18 protein-coding genes are annotated in these 16,286 nt (G+C 68.4%); 10 read left to right on the forward strand and 8 right to left on the reverse strand.

Annotated features, from left to right (window positions below; translation table 11 throughout):
- Window positions 1–59: 59 nt before the first annotated feature.
- Together Q0C57_RS13420 and Q0C57_RS13425 are read left to right on the forward strand one after the other, a co-directional pair.
- Window positions 60–1,232, forward strand: coding sequence for an isovaleryl-CoA dehydrogenase (locus tag Q0C57_RS13420; protein WP_296576937.1), 1,173 nt, complete (start codon window positions 60–62; stop codon window positions 1,230–1,232).
- A 61-nt stretch (window positions 1,233–1,293) separates the two neighbouring features.
- Window positions 1,294–2,112, forward strand: a complete 819-nt coding sequence (locus Q0C57_RS13425) for a YdcF family protein (RefSeq protein WP_296576938.1) — start codon at window positions 1,294–1,296, stop codon at window positions 2,110–2,112.
- 2 nt (window positions 2,113–2,114) lie between these two features.
- Here the strand turns inward: Q0C57_RS13425 and Q0C57_RS13430 are convergent, their stop codons facing one another.
- Together Q0C57_RS13430 and Q0C57_RS13435 are read right to left on the reverse strand one after the other, a co-directional pair.
- On the reverse strand, window positions 2,115–2,381 hold the full coding sequence (locus Q0C57_RS13430; protein ID WP_296576939.1) for a DUF3253 domain-containing protein: 267 nt from the start codon (window positions 2,379–2,381) through the stop codon (window positions 2,115–2,117).
- A 43-nt stretch (window positions 2,382–2,424) separates the two neighbouring features.
- Complete coding sequence (locus Q0C57_RS13435; protein ID WP_296576940.1) at window positions 2,425–3,102, reverse strand: DUF599 family protein; 678 nt, start codon at window positions 3,100–3,102, stop codon at window positions 2,425–2,427.
- A 111-nt stretch (window positions 3,103–3,213) separates the two neighbouring features.
- On the opposite strand from Q0C57_RS13435, the gene Q0C57_RS13440 reads away from it, so the two are divergent.
- The 3 genes from Q0C57_RS13440 (at window position 3,214) to Q0C57_RS13450 (ending at window position 6,181) form a co-directional block, all read left to right on the forward strand.
- Window positions 3,214–3,627 carry a rhodanese-like domain-containing protein gene (locus tag Q0C57_RS13440; protein WP_296576941.1) on the forward strand — a complete coding sequence of 138 codons (414 nt, stop codon included), beginning with the start codon at window positions 3,214–3,216 and terminating at the stop codon, window positions 3,625–3,627.
- Between the two features lie 84 nt (window positions 3,628–3,711).
- Window positions 3,712–5,319, forward strand: a complete 1,608-nt coding sequence (locus Q0C57_RS13445; protein WP_296576942.1) for a carboxyl transferase domain-containing protein — start codon at window positions 3,712–3,714, stop codon at window positions 5,317–5,319.
- 133 nt (window positions 5,320–5,452) lie between these two features.
- Window positions 5,453–6,181 carry an SDR family NAD(P)-dependent oxidoreductase gene (locus Q0C57_RS13450; protein WP_296576943.1) on the forward strand — a complete coding sequence of 243 codons (729 nt, stop codon included), beginning with the start codon at window positions 5,453–5,455 and terminating at the stop codon, window positions 6,179–6,181.
- Window positions 6,182–6,314: 133 nt separating this feature from the next.
- Here the strand turns inward: Q0C57_RS13450 and Q0C57_RS13455 are convergent, their stop codons facing one another.
- Window positions 6,315–7,712, reverse strand: a complete 1,398-nt coding sequence (locus tag Q0C57_RS13455; protein ID WP_296576944.1) for an amidase — start codon at window positions 7,710–7,712, stop codon at window positions 6,315–6,317.
- A 161-nt stretch (window positions 7,713–7,873) separates the two neighbouring features.
- Between Q0C57_RS13455 and Q0C57_RS13460 the strand changes: the two genes are divergently transcribed.
- From Q0C57_RS13460 to Q0C57_RS13470, 3 genes are all read left to right on the forward strand, one after another.
- Window positions 7,874–9,922, forward strand: a complete 2,049-nt coding sequence (locus Q0C57_RS13460) for an acetyl/propionyl/methylcrotonyl-CoA carboxylase subunit alpha (RefSeq protein WP_296576945.1) — start codon at window positions 7,874–7,876, stop codon at window positions 9,920–9,922.
- Window positions 9,923–10,133: 211 nt separating this feature from the next.
- Complete coding sequence (locus tag Q0C57_RS13465) at window positions 10,134–10,580, forward strand: hypothetical protein (protein WP_296576946.1); 447 nt, start codon at window positions 10,134–10,136, stop codon at window positions 10,578–10,580.
- Window positions 10,581–10,626: 46 nt separating this feature from the next.
- Window positions 10,627–11,040: a DUF1489 domain-containing protein gene (locus tag Q0C57_RS13470; RefSeq protein WP_296576947.1), complete on the forward strand. Its 414-nt coding sequence runs from the start codon at window positions 10,627–10,629 to the stop codon at window positions 11,038–11,040.
- Between the two features lie 7 nt (window positions 11,041–11,047).
- On the opposite strand, the gene Q0C57_RS13475 is transcribed toward Q0C57_RS13470, so the two are convergent.
- Complete coding sequence (locus Q0C57_RS13475) at window positions 11,048–11,269, reverse strand: DUF2842 domain-containing protein (protein ID WP_296576948.1); 222 nt, start codon at window positions 11,267–11,269, stop codon at window positions 11,048–11,050.
- A gap of 93 nt (window positions 11,270–11,362) precedes the next feature.
- Here Q0C57_RS13475 and Q0C57_RS13480 point away from each other — a divergent pair, with 93 nt between their 5' ends.
- On the forward strand, window positions 11,363–12,448 hold the full coding sequence (locus Q0C57_RS13480) for a COX15/CtaA family protein (RefSeq protein WP_296576949.1): 1,086 nt from the start codon (window positions 11,363–11,365) through the stop codon (window positions 12,446–12,448).
- 129 nt (window positions 12,449–12,577) lie between these two features.
- Here Q0C57_RS13480 and Q0C57_RS13485 read toward each other — a convergent pair whose 3' ends face one another.
- From Q0C57_RS13485 to Q0C57_RS13500, 4 genes are all read right to left on the reverse strand, one after another.
- A complete protein-coding gene (locus Q0C57_RS13485) occupies window positions 12,578–13,861 on the reverse strand; it encodes an O-acetylhomoserine aminocarboxypropyltransferase (RefSeq protein ID WP_296576950.1) in 1,284 nt (427 codons plus the stop codon).
- Window positions 13,862–14,016: 155 nt separating this feature from the next.
- Window positions 14,017–14,310 carry a hypothetical protein gene (locus Q0C57_RS13490; protein WP_296576951.1) on the reverse strand — a complete coding sequence of 98 codons (294 nt, stop codon included), beginning with the start codon at window positions 14,308–14,310 and terminating at the stop codon, window positions 14,017–14,019.
- 74 nt (window positions 14,311–14,384) lie between these two features.
- The gene (locus Q0C57_RS13495; RefSeq protein WP_296576952.1) at window positions 14,385–14,927 is read right to left on the reverse strand and encodes a CoA-binding protein; all 543 of its coding nucleotides are present in this window, start codon (window positions 14,925–14,927) and stop codon (window positions 14,385–14,387) included.
- Window positions 14,924–15,736: an enoyl-CoA hydratase gene (locus tag Q0C57_RS13500; RefSeq protein ID WP_296576953.1), complete on the reverse strand. Its 813-nt coding sequence runs from the start codon at window positions 15,734–15,736 to the stop codon at window positions 14,924–14,926. Before Q0C57_RS13500 ends, Q0C57_RS13495 begins: the two co-directional genes overlap by 4 nt.
- A 99-nt stretch (window positions 15,737–15,835) precedes the next feature.
- Between Q0C57_RS13500 and Q0C57_RS13505 the strand changes: the two genes are divergently transcribed.
- A complete protein-coding gene (locus tag Q0C57_RS13505) occupies window positions 15,836–16,282 on the forward strand; it encodes a PaaI family thioesterase (RefSeq protein WP_296576954.1) in 447 nt (148 codons plus the stop codon).
- The last annotated feature ends 4 nt before the right edge of the window (window positions 16,283–16,286 follow it).

Genomic DNA, 16,286 nt, shown 5'->3' on the forward strand with positions numbered 1-16,286 from the left:
CCGCTTCTATAACCTTCCCGAAGCCGCCGCACGAAGCCCGTACCGCCGAGGACCATGCCATGCTGAGGAATATGCCGCGCTCCTTCGATTTCGACCTCGGAGAGACCGCCGACATGCTGCGCGACACGGTCTTCGCCTTCGCGCAGGCGGAGATCGCGCCGCGTGCCGCCGAGATCGACAAGACCGATCAGTTCCCCATGGACCTGTGGCAGAAGTTCGGCGGGCTCGGCCTGCTTGGCGTCACCGTCGAGGAGGAGCATGGCGGCAGCGGGCTCGGCTATCTCGAGCACTGCATCGCCATGGAAGAGATCTCGCGCGCCTCGGCCTCGGTGGGGCTGTCCTACGGCGCCCATTCCAACCTCTGCGTCAACCAGATCCGCAAGAACGGCTCGGAAGAGCAGAAGCGGCGCTACCTGCCGCAGCTGATCAGCGGCGCCCATGTCGGCGCCTTGGCCATGTCGGAGCCCGGTGCCGGCTCCGACGTCGTCTCGATGAAGCTGAAGGCCGAGAAGAAGGGCGGTCGTTACATCCTCAACGGCACCAAGATGTGGATCACCAACGGTCCCGATGCCGATGTCCTCGTCGTCTATGCCAAGACCGATCCCGCTGCCGGCGCCCGCGGCATGACGGCCTTCCTCATCGAGAAGGGCTTCAAGGGCTTCTCCTGTGCCCAGAAGCTGGACAAGCTCGGCATGCGCGGCTCGCACACCGGCGAACTCGTGTTCGAGGACTGCGAAGTGCCGGAGGAGAACGTGCTCGGACAGGTCGGCCGCGGCGTCAACGTGCTGATGAGCGGCCTCGACTATGAGCGCGCCGTGCTGGCGGCCGGGCCGATCGGCATCATGCAGGCCTGCATGGACGTGGTCATGCCCTATGTCCACGAGCGCAAGCAGTTCGGCCAGGCGATCGGCGAATTCCAGCTGGTCCAGGGCAAGATCGCCGATATGTATGTCTCGATGAACGCCGCCCGCGCCTATGTCTATGCGGTCGCCAAGGCCTGCGACCGCGGCCAGACGACGCGCGAGGACGCCGCCGGCGCCATCCTCTATGCCGCGGAGAACGCGACGAAGATGGCGCTCGATGCCATCCAGCTCCTCGGCGGCAACGGCTATATCAACGACTATCCGACGGGACGGCTGCTGCGCGACGCCAAGCTCTACGAGATCGGCGCGGGCACGAGCGAGATCCGCCGCATGCTGATCGGACGGGAACTGTTCAACAAGACCATGTGAGGCGGTTCGTGACCGGGGCGCTCGTCCCGGGCCCTCGCGTTCCGCGCCGCCGGGAGCGCCAGTGACCTTCGCCAACCACGTCTTCTTCTACCTGTCCAAGATCCTCTGGTGGTTCGCGGCGCCCTCCAACGTGCTGACCGCCCTGGTGCTGGTCGGCGCTGTGCTGCTCTTCACCCGCTGGAGCCGGGGCGGGCGGCGCCTCGTCGTCGCCGGGGCGCTTGGCCTCGCCGTCTGCGGCCTCTCGCCTCTCGGTCTCTGGCTCGCGACGCCGCTGGAGAGCCGTTTCCCGATCCCGGGACCGGACTTGGCGGCGCCGATCGGCATCATCGTCCTCGGCGGTTCCATGGACCCGCTGACCACGGCGGCGCGGGGACAGCCGACCATGGGGTCGGCGCCCGGCCGTATCACCGAGGCGGTGGCGCTGGCGCGGCGCTTTCCCGCCGCGCGGCTGGTCTTCACCGGCGGTTCGGCCGCCGTCTTCCGGGGGGAGGCTCTGGATGAGGCCGGGGCGGCGGAGGCGCTGTTCCGTCAGCTCGGCATCGATCCCGCCCGGCTCACGCTGGAGCGCGACAGCCGCAACACCTTCGAGAACGCCGTCCTGACCAGGGCGCTCGTCCAGCCGCGGCCGGGCGAGACCTGGCTGCTGGTGACATCGGCCTGGCACATGCCGCGCTCCTTCGGCATCTTCCGCAAGGCGGGCTGGACCGTGATCGCCTATCCCACCGATTTCGAGACGCGGGGGCGGCCAGGCGAGCTCTGGCGGCCGATCCTGCCGGTCAGCCGCGGCCTCGATCTCGTCGACCGCATGGTGCGGGAATGGCTGGGGCTTCTCGCCTATCGCCTCGGCGGCCGCAGCGACGCCCTGCTGCCGGGGCCGTGAGGTCAGTCCTGGCGCGGCACGGTGAGGCGGTAGACGCCACGGAAATCATCGGGGTCGACCGGCTTGCCCTTGCGCAGGATGACGAGCCGGCCCTCGCGCGCCAGTCCGACAGCCGCCCGCCGCACCGGCTGCATGAGGCTGTGCCAATCGACGTCGCGGGCCGCCGCGACATGCTTGGCAGCCTCCGAAGGGCAGATGGACTTGTCCGGTCCGCGTCCCTGGGTGAGGAGCAGGATGGCGGCCTGGAGATCGGAATCGCTGGGGGTCATGGCGCCCTCATGCACCACGGCGGGCCGGCCGTCGAGCCTTGGCCTAGAGCAGCGCCTGCCGGCTCTCGGAATGGAACTGCCGCCGGTAGAGCACGGCGAAGACGGCGGTGGTCGCCGCCATGAACACGAGCGGGCCGGCGAACCAGCCGAGATAGCCGAGGGCGAAGAAGAAGGCCCGCTGTCCCCGGTTGAAATGGGCGGCGGCGATGGTGTTCATCCGCGCCGCGCGCTCGGCCATGGCCTTGGCCTCGTCGCTGCCGCGCCCGTCGCCCTCCGGTGTCGCGCCGATCAGGATGGCGCAGTAGTTGAACAGCCGGTAGGCCCAGCCGAACTTGAAGAAGGCATAGACGAAGATCACCAGCAGCCCGGCGAGCTTGATCTCCCATTGCTGGCGCGATCCGGCATGGCCGAAGGAGAGCGACTGGAGGACTTCCAGGGCGCGATCCGAGGCATTGATCAGGCCAAGACAGGCGCCGACCGCCAGCAGCGAGGTCGAGGCGAAGAAGGACGAGCCCTGCTGCAGCGTCATGTTGATCTGGGTGTCGACGATGCGGTTGGGACGCACCAGCATCTCGGTCATCCAGGCCCGGCGGTAGTCGGCCATGATGGCGGTCAGCCCGCGCCGCCCGCCGCCCCAGACCTCCACCAGCCAGGCATAGGTGGCCCAGGCCACTGCGAAATAGCCGAAGGCGACGCCGTCGAGGAATGTCAGTCCAAGCATCGATCATCGGTAGCAAGCGGTGGGCATCCGCGTCTACTCGTCCGCCGTCCGGCGGGTGTCCGGCAGGCCCGGCTTGGTGCTAGGCTCGCCCCGACACGCCGGAGAGAATCCATGCCGCAGACCATCACCAAGGGCTACAAGGCGCTGATTGCCGAGGCCAATGCCGCCATCGAGACGCTGAGCATCGACGCCGCCAAGGCCCTGCATGGGCGCGACGACGTCGTTCTGGTCGACATCCGCGACCCGCGCGAGCTGGAGCGGGACGGCAAGGTTCCCGGTGCCTTCCATTGCCCGCGCGGCATGCTGGAATTCTGGATCGACCCGGAAAGCCCCTATGCCAAGCCGCTTTTTCAGGAGGACAAGAAGTTCGTCTTCTTCTGTGCCGGCGGGATGCGGTCGGCGCTTGCCGCCAGGACGGCGCAGGACATGGGGCTGAAGCCCGTCGCCCATATCGAGGGGGGCTTCGGGGCCTGGAAGAAGACCGGCGGTCCGGTCGAGGACTGGGCGCCGAAGGCGAAGGGCTGAACCTCCCTCTCTCCGCCCGGATGACAGGGGGCGCGGGCCGCGCTAACCAAGGCGTCCCGCAGTCCCTGCCGGAGCCGTGACGCCTTGGCCATCCTGAAGTCATCCTTCAACGCCGCGACGCCCGATGCCCGGGCCAATGCCGAAGCCTGGCAGGTGATCATCGCCGACCTGCAGGCCAAGCGCGCCGAGGCCGCACTCGGCGGCAACGAGAAGAGCCGCCAGCGCCATGTGGCCCGCGGCAAGCTCCTGCCGCGCGACCGGGTGATGGGCCTGCTCGACCCCGGCTCGCCCTTCCTCGAACTCTCCCAGCTCGCCGCCAACGGCATGTATGGCGAGGCGATCCACGGTGCCGGTGTCATCACCGGCATCGGCCGGGTCGAGGGGCGCGAGGTGATGATCGTCGCCAATGATTCCACCATCAAGGGCGGCACCTACTATCCCATGACGGTGAAGAAGCACCTGCGGGCGCAGGAGATCGCGCTGCAGAACCGGCTGCCCTGCGTCTATCTCGTCGATTCCGGCGGCGCCAATCTGCCGCACCAGACCGAGGTCTTCCCCGACCGCGAGCATTTCGGCCGCATCTTCTTCAACCAGGCCAACCTCTCGGCCGCCCGCATCCCGCAGATCGCGGTGGTGATGGGCTCCTGCACGGCCGGCGGCGCCTATGTGCCGGCCATGTCGGACGAGACGGTGATCGTGCGGCGGCAGGGCACGATCTTCCTCGGGGGACCGCCGCTGGTGCGGGCGGCGACGGGCGAGATCGTCACCGCGGAGGATCTCGGCGGCGCCGACGTTCATGCCCGCCAGTCCGGCGTCGCCGACCACTATGCGGTGGACGATACCCACGCGCTTGCCATCGCCCGGCGCATCGTCGCCAACGTCAATTCGGTCAAGACCGTCGACATCGCGCTCGCCGAGCCGCGTGAGCCGAAATACGACCCGGCCGAGCTCGAGGCGCTGGTGCCGACCAATCTCAAGACCCAGTACGACATCCGCGAGGTCATTGCCCGGCTGGTGGACGCGTCAGAGTTCGACGAGTTCAAGGCGCTCTTCGGCACGACGCTGGTCACGGGCTTTGCCCGCCTGCACGGCATGCCCGTCGGCATCATCGCCAACAACGGCATCCTGTTCTCGGAAAGCGCCCAGAAGGGCGCCCATTTCATCGAACTGTGCTGCCAGCGGCGGATTCCGCTGCTCTTCCTGCAGAACATCACCGGGTTCATGGTCGGCCGCCAGTTCGAGGCCGGCGGCATCGCCAAGGACGGCGCCAAGCTCGTCACGGCGGTGGCCTGCGCGCAGGTGCCGAAGATCACGCTGCTGGTGGGGGGGAGCTACGGCGCTGGCAATTACGGCATGTGCGGGCGGGCCTATTCGCCCCGCTTCCTCTTCACCTGGCCGAATTCGCGCATCTCGGTGATGGGCGGCGAACAGGCCGCGAGCGTGCTCGCCACCGTCAAGCGCGAGAATTTCGAGGCCGAGGGCAAGGACTGGAGCGCCGAGGAGGAAGAGGCCTTCAAGGCGCCGATCCGGGCGAACTATGAAGCAGAAGGGCATCCGTACTACGCCACGGCGCGGCTCTGGGACGATGGCATCATCCTGCCGTCGGAGACCCGGCGCGTGCTGGCGCTGGCGCTGTCGGCATGCCTCAACGCGCCGGTGCCGGAGACGCGGTTCGGCGTGTTCCGGATGTGAGGGCGGTCCGCCAACACGGTTGCTGCACGACGCACTTGCGTCATGCAGTACAGCCGCTCGCCTGATCCCCGCGGAGCCGTCTAGTCTCGTCCCGACAAGGGCCGGCGAACGGCCGGCATGAGGGACGAAACGCATGAGAACCCCTGAACCTGCCGCCCTGGTGACCGGCGGCTCCCGCGGCATCGGCGCGGCGATCGTCCGCAAGCTGCTGGCCCGCGGCCTGAAGGTCGTCATTCTCGACCGGGAGGCGCCGGCCGAGCCCTCGGCGGCGCGTTTCGTCCAGTGCGACCTCACCGACCTCGCATCGACACAGGCCGCGCTCGCCGCGATCAGCGCGGAGAACGCCATCCTCTGGCTGGTCAACAATGCCGGCATCGCCGCCCCCGCGACGCTGGAAGACACCACGATGGAGGATTTCGACAAGGTCGTCGCCATCAACCTGCGTGCCTGCATCCTGGCGGCGCAGGCTGCGCTGTCGGCCATGAAGGCGGCGGGCAAGGGGCGGATCGTCACCATTTCAAGCCGGGCGGCGCTGGGGAAGGAACTGCGCACCGCCTATTCCGCCACCAAGGCGGGGGTCATCGGCCTCACCCGCACCTGGGCACTGGAACTCGCGCCCCACGGGATCACGGTGAACGCCATCGGGCCGGGGCCGATCGAGACGGAGCTGTTCAAGTCGGCCAACCCGCACAATTCGCCGCGCACCCAGGCGATCATCCGCGGCGTGCCGGTGCAGCGTCTCGGGCAGCCCGAGGACATCGCCCATGCCGCGGATTTCTTCCTGTCGGAGGGCGCGAGCTTCGTGACGGGGCAGGTGCTCTATGTGTGCGGCGGGATGACGGTGGGTGTCGCGCCGATCTGAGGGCTGAGGCTGCCTTCACTGCGTCATGCCCGGGCTTGTCCCGGGCATCCACGAATTCTTTGAGGGGCGGTGGTCAAGTCGTGGATGCCCGGGACAAGCCCGGGCATGACGCGCAGAGGTTGAGCGCGTCCGGCTACCCCACCACCGGCCAGGGCTTCTGCTCCGGCCGCAGCGTCTCCATCGCCGCACAGAGCCTGATCACCCCTACATCGTCGAAGCGGTGGCCGGTGACCTGCACGCCGATGGGGAAGCCGGTCCGGTCGTAGCCCCAGTTGACGCTCGCGGCGGGCTGCTCGGAGAAGTTCTGCGCCACGGTGAAGGGGATGTGCTCCAGCGCCCGGTGCGGGTCGTCGGTGGGCGAATGGGCCTCGGCGGCATAGTTCACCGGGCAGGTGCAGGGCGACAGGAGGACGTCGAAGCCCTGGATCGCTTGGATCGCCGCCTCGCGCATGGCCTGCACGGCGAGGAAGCCGCTCATCACGTCCGCGCCGGTGAAGGCGCCGGCGCGCCAGGTCGCCCATTCGACGATATAGGGCAGGATGCGTGCCTTCTCCGCAGCGGAGAGCTTCGCAACGTCGCCGTGGGAGCGTGCCTCGAAGAAGCGGCAGATGCCGTCGAGCATGGCGGGGGTGAGGTAGCCTTCGACCGGCGTGACCAGGGCGCCCTCGGCGGCCAGTGCCGCGGCCGCCGCCTCCACCGCCGCAACGATGGCGGGATCGGCGGGCAGGCCCGCCGGCATGGCGGTGATGACGCCGACCCTCAGGCCCTTCAGCGACAGGCCCTCCAGACCCGCGGCGAAATCCTGGCCGTCATAGGGGAGGCTCGCATAGTCGCGCGGGTCGGGCCGGGCAATGACGGTCATCAGCAGCGCGCCATCCTCCACCGTGCGGGTCATGGGGCCGGCGACGCGGCCGAGGAAGGGCGGGTGGATCGGCACGCGGCCATAGGAGGGTTTGAGGCCGAACAGGCCGCAATGGGCGGCGGGCAGGCGGATGGAGCCGCCGATATCGGTGCCGACATGCAGCGGCCCGTAGCCCGCCGCCGCCGCTGCGCCGGCGCCGGAAGATGAGCCGGCGGGGTTCTTCGAGAGGTCCCAGGGGTTGCGGGTGATGCCGTGGAGCGAGGAGAGTCCGGAGGACATCATGCCGTAATCGGGCATGGTGGTCTTGCCGAGGATGACGCAGCCCGCCTCGCGCAGGCGCGCGGGCACGGGCGTGTCCTCCGCCCGCGGCGTCATGTCGGCGATGGGCACGCCGATGGGGGCGGGGTCGCCCTTCGTGCCGATATTCTCCTTCACCGTCACCGGCACGCCGTCGAGGGCGGAGAGCGGCGCGCCCTTCGCCCAGCGGGCCTCCGCTGCACCGGCTGCGGCGAGGGCCGCATCGGCCGAGACGAGGTACATGGCGTTGATGGCGGGCTCCGAGGCCTCGATGCGGGCGAGGACGGCGCGGGTCACCTCCACCGGCGAGAGCGTCTTCGCCGCATAGGCTTTGGACAGGGCGGCGGCGGTGAGGTCGGCGAGGTCGGTCATGGCAGGCTCCGGCAGATGCGCCCTTGTCCCGCCGCGCGGGCCCCGGTGCAAGCCGCGGGGCAGGGGGCATGCCATGCACGCGCTTCGTCCCTTCGGCATGCTGGCATCGGCGCGCGAACGGGTTACATTCACAGACCCCTGATCCAGCAGCCGAGGCGCGCATGTTCTCCTCCGTCCTCATCGCCAACCGCGGCGAGATCGCCGTCCGGGTCATGAAGACGGCGAAGCGCCTGGGGCTCCGGACCATCGCGGTCTATTCGGAGGCCGACGCCGATGCCATGCATGTGCGCATGGCCGACGAGGCCTATGGCATCGGCCCGGCCCCGGCCCGCGACAGCTATCTGGTCATCGACAAGATCATCGCCGTCGCCCGCGAAGCCCATGCCGAGGCGATCCATCCGGGCTACGGCTTCCTCTCCGAGCGCGCCGAATTTGCGGAAGCCTGCGAGGCCGCCGGCATCGTCTTCGTCGGCCCGCCCGCCTCCGCCATCCGCGCCATGGGCCTCAAGGACGGCGCCAAAGCCCTGATGCAGAAGGCCGGCGTGCCGGTGGTGCCGGGCTATCACGGCGCCATGCAGGAGCCGAAATTCCTCAAGGAGAAGGCCTACGAGATCGGCTATCCCGTGCTGATCAAGGCGGTGGCCGGCGGCGGCGGCAAGGGCATGAAGCGCGTCGACAAGGCGGTTGATTTTGATGAAGCGCTGGCCTCGGCGCAGCGCGAGGCGCAAGGCGCCTTCGGCGATCCGCGCGTGCTCATCGAGAAATATGTCCTGTCGCCCCGCCACATCGAGATCCAGGTGTTCGGCGACAGCCAAGGCAACGTCGTTCACCTGTTCGAGCGCGACTGCTCGCTGCAGCGCCGCCACCAGAAGGTGATCGAGGAGGCGCCGGCGCCCGGCATGCCCCAGGCCATGCGCGAGGCCATGGGCCGCGCGGCGGTCGAGGCAGCGCGGGCCGTCGGCTATGTCGGCGCGGGAACGGTCGAGTTCATCGCCGACGGGTCGCAGGGGCTGCAGCCTGACCGGTTCTGGTTCATGGAGATGAACACGCGCCTGCAGGTGGAGCATCCGGTGACGGAGGCGATCACCGGGCAGGATCTCGTTGAGTGGCAGCTCCGCGTCGCGTCCGGCGAGCGCTTGCCGCTGTTGCAGGAGAACCTGTCCATCGAGGGCCATGCCGTGGAGGCCAGGCTCTATGCGGAAGACCCGGAGAAGGGCTTTCTGCCGTCGACCGGCACGCTGCACGCGCTCGAGTTCGGCAAGGCGGAGGGCGTGCGCATCGATACGGGTGTGGAGGAGGGCGCGGAGGTCTCGCCTTACTATGACCCGATGATCGCCAAGGTGATCGCCCATGGCGCGACGCGCGACGAGGCGCTGGACCGGCTGGGGCAGGCGCTGGCGGGGACGGTGGTGGCGGGTCCGCGCACCAATGTGCGGTTCCTGAAGGCGCTGACCGAGGCGGAGGGGTTCCGCGAAGGGGATTTCGACACGGGATTCATCGACCGGAACGTCGAGGCGCTCGGGGCCGTGCCGCAGCCGATGGATGCGAAAGCGGCGGCGGTGGGGGCGCTGCGGTTGATCCAGGGGGAACTCAAGCGGCTGGACCAAGTCCGCGCTGACCTGCGGGGGAGTCCATGGGAGCCGGCTTCGGGGGACGGGTTTCTGCTTTCCAAGAGTGTTTGGAGGCGCAGGTGGGCCGTGGTTGTCGACGGTGAAACCCAGACTGCAGATGTGACGTGGTCCCAATCGGGGCCTGCAGTGGTTTTCGGTGCAGGTGCTCCAGTCAGTCCCGCTACGCCAATGCTGTCCGGCTTCGGTCAGCTTTTTGACTTCATCTATGTAGGCGAAAGGGTGTCGTATCCCGATGAGGTCAAACTCGTGTTCGCCGACGACCGCGTCTTCGTCATTCGCGATGGCCGCCAGACCGAGGTCCGCGCCTTCGACCCGCTCGACGTCGATCTCGACCATCTCGATGGTGGCGGGTCGGTGAAGGCGCCGATGCACGGCAAGGTCGTGCAGGTCTTCGTCGAGGCGGGTCAGCAGGTGGCCAAGGGCGACCGCATCGCCGTGATCGAGGCAATGAAGATGGAACACACGCTGGTGGCGCCCTCGGACGGGACCGTGACGATGGTGGCGGTGCTCGCCGGCGAACAGGTGGCCGAGGGGGCACCGGTCGCCTCCATCGAGGCGGCCGAGGCGCAGGCGGCGTGAGGGTGGTGCCTTGCATCGGCCAAGGCCCTGCATCACCCAAGTGCGTCCTTCGAGGCTCGCCCCAGCATCGAGCGAACGCGAGATGCGTTCGCTTCTCGCCGAGGCTCGCACCTCAGGATGAGGAGTGGAGTGCATGGCATCTATGTTGATGAGGCGTCGGCGCCGCGCTTTGAGCTTGGCGTGTGCAAGTCTCCGCCCTCCTCATCCTGAGGTGCGAGGCCCCGGCGATGCGTCCGGCATCGTCCGGAGCCGAGCCTCGAAGGACGCACTTGCCTTCCTGCAGGGCGGATCCGCCATCGGACTTGTCCTCGCCGGACTCACCCTCGCCCTCGCCACCCCCGCTTCCGCCTGCCAGTGCTTCAATTTCTCCCGCGCCGAGATTGTCCAGCGCGCCGATATCGTCTTCGAGGGCACGGTCGCCGTCGTCACCGTGGTGCGCGGCCAGCTGCAGGCGACGATCGACGTGCAGCGGCTGGAAAAGGGCCCGGAGGTCACCTCCATTACCCTGCTGACGCCGGCGAGCCCGGCGGCCTGCGGCGTCAACTTCCAGGTGCCGCAGCGGGTGGTCGTCGCGGCGCGGCGCGACGGGCGCGTCTGGCGCACCGACCTGTGCATGGCACTGGCGCTGCGGCCGCTGCCCTTTGTCCCCAGCCGGTGAGATCGCGGCGCTTGGGGCGGCGGCTGCGGCGCGCTAGATTGGGGCCATGACCCTGCACCTCATAAAGCTCTGCGTCGGCGCCGATTCCGTCGAGGACCTGCAGGAATGGATCGACTGGCGGATCAAGAGTTTCGGCGAGCAGGTCCACACGACGCGGATGCAGCCGAAGCGCGCCGACGAGATCATCGGCGAGGGGTCGCTCTACTGGGTGATCAAGGGCCAGGTGCAATGCCGGCAGAAGCTGATCGGCGTGCGTCCCTTCACCGATGGCGAGGGGATCTCGCGCTGCGACCTGATCCTCGAGCCGGTGATCCACCGGGTGCAGCCGCGCCGCAAGGGGCCGTTCCAGGGCTGGCGCTATCTCGCGGCTTCTGATGCCCCGCCGGACCTGAATTCCGGGGCCACCAAGGGCATGCCGCCGGAACTCGCGAGGGAACTCTCCGAACTCGGGCTGCTCTGAGGGCCGCTCAGGCCTCGTCCTCCTCGGGGTCCGGACGGGTCATCCACCAGATCACCAGCATGGCGACCGGGATCCAGGCGAAACCGGCGACGGCGTAGAAGACCGGCTCGCCGATCGGCCCGAAACGGCGGACGGCATTGTGCGTGATCGCCATGACGATGAGGGCGTAGAAGGTCACCCAGGCCAGGAGCAGGAGCGTGCCGATGAGTTTGCGGGTGCGTTGACGCATGCGTGAAGACCGGGTCAGGTTGCCGCCTTGTCGGGCGGGAGGTGAGGGCTATATCTCTCCCCGTACGCTCATCACAAGCTGGAGGATCGCCGTATGACGGCGACAGCGGACCTTTCGTCCCGCCCCGATACCGATCGCATCATCCGTCTCTGGCTGCTGGTGGTGGCCGTGCTCGTCTTCGCCATGGTGGTGGTGGGCGGCGCGACGCGCCTCACCGATTCCGGCCTGTCGATCACCGAATGGAAGCCTGTCACCGGTGCCCTGCCGCCGCTGACCGCGGCGCAATGGGCGGAGGATTTCGCCAAATACCGCGCCAGTCCGCAATATGAGGCCATCAACCGCGGCATGAGCTTCGCCGACTTCCAGTTCATCTACTGGTGGGAGTGGGGCCATCGTTTCCTCGGCCGTCTCCTCGGCGCCGCCATGCTGCTGCCCTGGCTGTTCTTCGCCGCCAAGGGCTGGATGTCGGTGCGCCTTGCCGCCGGCACTTTCGCCATCGGCCTGATGATGGGCCTGCAGGGTTTCGTCGGCTGGCTGATGGTCGCCTCAGGGCTGCAGCCGGGCATGGTCTATGTGGCGCCGCTCAAGCTGATGTTCCACCTGTCGCTGGCCTGCGTCATCTTCGCGCTGCTGGTCTGGACAGCGCTCATGCTGGGGGCGCCGCGCGACCGCGAGCCGGCGCCCGACGCGGTGCGCCGCGGTGGCATCGCCGTGCTTGCGGTGTTGGGGCTGCAGATCGCCCTCGGTGCCCTCGTCGCCGGCAACAAGGCGGGCATGCGCTTCAACGACTGGCCGCTGATGGACGGCGCCCTCGTTCCGCCGATGGCCGTGCTGTTCGACAAGCCGAGCGTCTTCGAGGCCTTCATCGACTCGCTGGCCCTCGTCCAGTTCAACCATCGCCTCGTCGCCTATGGGCTGGTCGCCCTGGCGCTCTGGCACATGCTGTCGGCGCGGGGCACGGCCTATTTCAAGAGCGCGACCGTGCTGTTCGGGCTGATGCTGGCGCAGGCGGTCATCGGCATCGTCACGCTGATGCTGGTCGTGCCGCTCTGGGCTGGCCTGCTGCACCAGGGCTTCGCGGTGGTCCTGCTGGGCCATGCCCTGGCGCATGTCTTCGCCCTGACCCACGCGCCGCGGATGCAGATGGCGCCGGTCGGGCGGGTGGTCGCGGCGGAGTAGCAGGCCGGGCTTTTCCTCGGGTTAAAGGCTGCGCTGCACCTCTCCCCGGCGGGGAGAGGTGAACGTGTGTGCCAAGGGCGCACTGTCCGGGACGCGCCCGGGCATGACGACGCTGGACGCCGCGTGGCCTCACACCGCCGCCAGCGCCTTCTCCAGGTCGGCGATGATGTCGGCGGGGTCCTCGATGCCGACCGAGAGGCGCACCACTTCCGGCCCGGCGCCGGCCACCGTCTTCTGCGCGTCGGAGAGCTGGCGGTGGGTGGTCGAGGCGGGGTGGATGATCAGCGACCGCGTATCGCCGACATTGGCGAGGTGGGAGAAGAGCTGCACCTCCGAGACCAGCTTCACGCCGGCGTCGAAGCCACCCTTGAGGCCGAAGGTGAAGACCGCGCCGGCCCCCTTGGGGGCATATTTCCTGGCCAGGGCATGGCCCTTGTCGCCGGCAAGGCCGGGATAGGAGACCCAGGCCACCTTGGCATGGGTGGAGAGGAATTCGGCCACTTTCAGCGCATTGGCGCAGTGCCGCTCCATGCGCAGCGGCAGGGTCTCGATGCCGGTGAGGATCTGGAAGGCGTTGAACGGCGAGAGGGCCGGGCCGAGGTCGCGCAGGCCGAGCACGCGGGTGGCAATGGCGAAGGCGAAGTTGCCGAAGGTTTCGGCGAGGACAATGCCGCCATATTCCGGCCGCGGGGCGGTCAGGAAGGGGTAGCGGCCCGACTTGATCCAGTCGAAGGAGCCGCCGTCGACGATCACGCCGCCGATGGAATTGCCGTGGCCGCCGAGGAACTTGGTGGCGGAATGGACGATGATGTCGGCGCCGTGCTCGAAGGGGCGGATGAGGTAGGGTGTCGCCAGCGTGTTGTCGACGATGAGCGGGAGGCCGTGCTTTTTCGCGATGGCCGCGATGGCGGCGATGTCGGTGATCTCTCCGGCGGGGTTGGCGATGCTCTCGATGAAGATCGCCTTGGTCTTCGGCGTGATGGCGCGCTCGAACGAGGACACGTCGTCCTGATCGGCCCAGACGACGGTCCAGTTGAAGCTCTTGTAGGAATGGTTGAACTGGTTGATCGAGCCGCCATAGAGCTTCTTCGAGGCGACGAACTCGTCACCCGGCTGCAGCAGGGCGTGGAAGACGAGGAATTCGGCGGCATGGCCGGAAGCGACGGCGAGAGCGGCGGTGCCGCCCTCGAGCGCCGCCACACGCTCCTCGAGCACCGCATTGGTCGGGTTGCCGATGCGCGTGTAGATGTTGCCGAAGGCCTGGAGCCCGAACAGGGACGCCGCATGGTCGACGTCATCGAAGACGAAGGACGTCGTCTGGTAGATGGGTGTGGCGCGGGCGCCCGTGGTCGGGTCCGGCTGGGCGCCGGCATGAACGGCGAGGGTCGCAAAACCGGGAGCGCGGTCGGCCATGGGGTGTCCTCCTTGGGTGCCGCCCTGAGGCTGGCTTGATTGGCGAACGAGATGTTCGTTTTATCGAACGGTCGGTCGGCGGGTCAAGGAGAGAGAATTTTCTTTTCTAGGGCCGCCGCAGATGGATGGTTTCCGCCGGCCGTCCGCGGCGAGACTTAGCGCTTCGGACGGGCGGCTGGCGATGTCGGTCGGCGCGGCCGGCGATTCTCGAACATGTCCGCGGCGGTGAAGATGACGATGGTGGTGAGGGCCAGCGCCGCGGCGGCGAGGGCGAGGACGATCAGAAGCGGATAGCCGAAGAGATAGACGGCGAGGACGATGGTCAGCAGCACATTGCCGATGAAATAATACTTGGCGTCGTCGCGGCCGGTCACGGCGTCGTTCACCATCCAGCCAAGGACCGGGAACTTCGCGACGGCGGGAGGCAGGGCAATGGCGGCAGTGGTCATGGGGGCTCGCGGGGAGAGCTGGGAGGGAACGTTGCTGTCCTAGCACGACATGACGGCCGCCGCAGCGGCGACGGTCAGTCGCTGCCCTCGAAGGTCTGCCGCAGGCCGAGCTTCTGGAACTTGCCGGACTTCAGCTGCGGGGCGCGTTTGGCCGAGATGGTGCGCGAATTGACGCCCATCCAGGAGATTTCCGAGGAGAGGCGGCCGAGCTCGATTTTCGGGCAGCGGTTCATCACCACCTTCAGGCCGGCGGCCTCGGCCCGCGCCGCGGCCTGATCGTTGCGGACGGAAAGCTGCATCCAGACGACCTTTGGCGGCGTGGGCAGGGCGAGGGCCTCGTCGACGACGGCTGCGGCGGCCTCCGCATTGCGGAAGATGTCGACCATGTCGACCGCCTCGGGAATGGCGGCGAGGCTGTGATGGACCCGACAGCCGAGGATCTCCTGTCCGGCGAGGCCCGGATTGACCGGATGGACGCGGTAGCCCCGGTCGAGGAGGTATTTCAGCACGAAAAAGCTGGGACGCACGGCATTGGCCGAGGCGCCGACCATGGCAACGACCTTCACCTCGCCAAGGATGGTGCGGATATAGGCGTCGGGATAATGGTCGTGGTTCACCGGTCTTCCCACAGCGGCTGGCGCTTGGCGAGGGTGGCACCGATGCCTTCCTCAGCGTCGCGGGCGAGCATGTTCTCGACCATGACGGCGCTGGCGTGGTCGTAGGCATCGGCCAGGCCCATGCCGCTCTGGTCGTAGAAGGCGCGCTTGCCGATCTTCACGGTGAGGGTGGACTTGGCGGCGATGCGGGCGGCGAGGGCCTCGGCCGCGGCCAGTTCCTCGCCGGCCGGGACGACGCGGTTCACGAGGCCCATGCGGAAGGCGTCCTCCGCCGCCACCATGTCGCCGAGCAGCAGCATTTCCATGGCGTGTTTGGGCGCGACGTTGCGCGACAGGGCCACCATCGGCGTCGAGCAGAACAGGCCGATATGGACGCCGGGCGTGCAGAACCGGGCCGCGGCGGAGGCGACGGCGAGGTCGCAGGTGGCCACCAGCTGGCAGCCGGCGGCGGTCGCCAGGCCCTGGACGGCGGCGACGACCGGCTGGGGCAGATGGACGATCTGCTGCATCATGGTGGAGCAGCGGGCGAGGATGTCGGCGAAATAGGCGCGGCCGCGGTCCGGGTCGGCGCGGCGGGCCGTCATTTCCTTGAGGTGGTGGCCGGAGGAAAAGCAGGGACCGACGGCGGTGAGGATCACGGCGCGCACGGACCGGTCCGCGGCGATGGCGGTGAAAGCGTCGGACAGACCGGCGAGCATCGCCTCGGACAGCGCGTTGCGGCTGGCGGGATCGTCGAGGGTCAGCGTCGTCACGCCGTCGTGGTCCCGACGGTCGAGGATCGGGCGCGTCGAGAGGGCCGGCGCGTTCATCGCCATCCGCCTTTCGCAAGAGGAGCGGCGGGGACTGTCGCCCGCTATCGTCGCGCCCGCAAGGCTGTCGAACGACCGCCGTCGGGATCCGCTCGTGCCATGTCACAGACCAAGCCGCCGCCGAAACTCGATGCCGCCGCGATGGAGGCCTTCCTCGAGAGGGAGTTCCCGCAGGTCTTCGGCGCCGGCAAGACCTTCCTGGTCGAGGCGGTGGAGCACCGCTTCGCCCGGATGCGCTGCCGCTATGATCCGCGCCAGCTCCGCCCCGGCGGAACCATTTCCGGTCCCACCATGATGACCCTCGCCGATACCGGGCTCTATGTGGCGATCCTCGCCTCGATCGGGCCGGTGGCGCTGGCGGTGACGACCAATCTCAACATCAACTTCCTCAGGAAGCCCGACCAGCGCGACCTGATCGCCACATGCCGGCTCATCAAGCTCGGCAAGCGGCTGGCCGTCGGCGAGGTGTCGATCTGGTCCGAGGGCGAGCCGGACGACCTCGTCGCCCATGCGACGGGCACCTATTCCATCCCGCCGGAGCGGTGAGGGG

Origin of the sequence: Phreatobacter sp., assembly GCF_022843985.1 — a bacterium.
GTDB lineage: Bacteria > Pseudomonadota > Alphaproteobacteria > Rhizobiales > Phreatobacteraceae > Phreatobacter.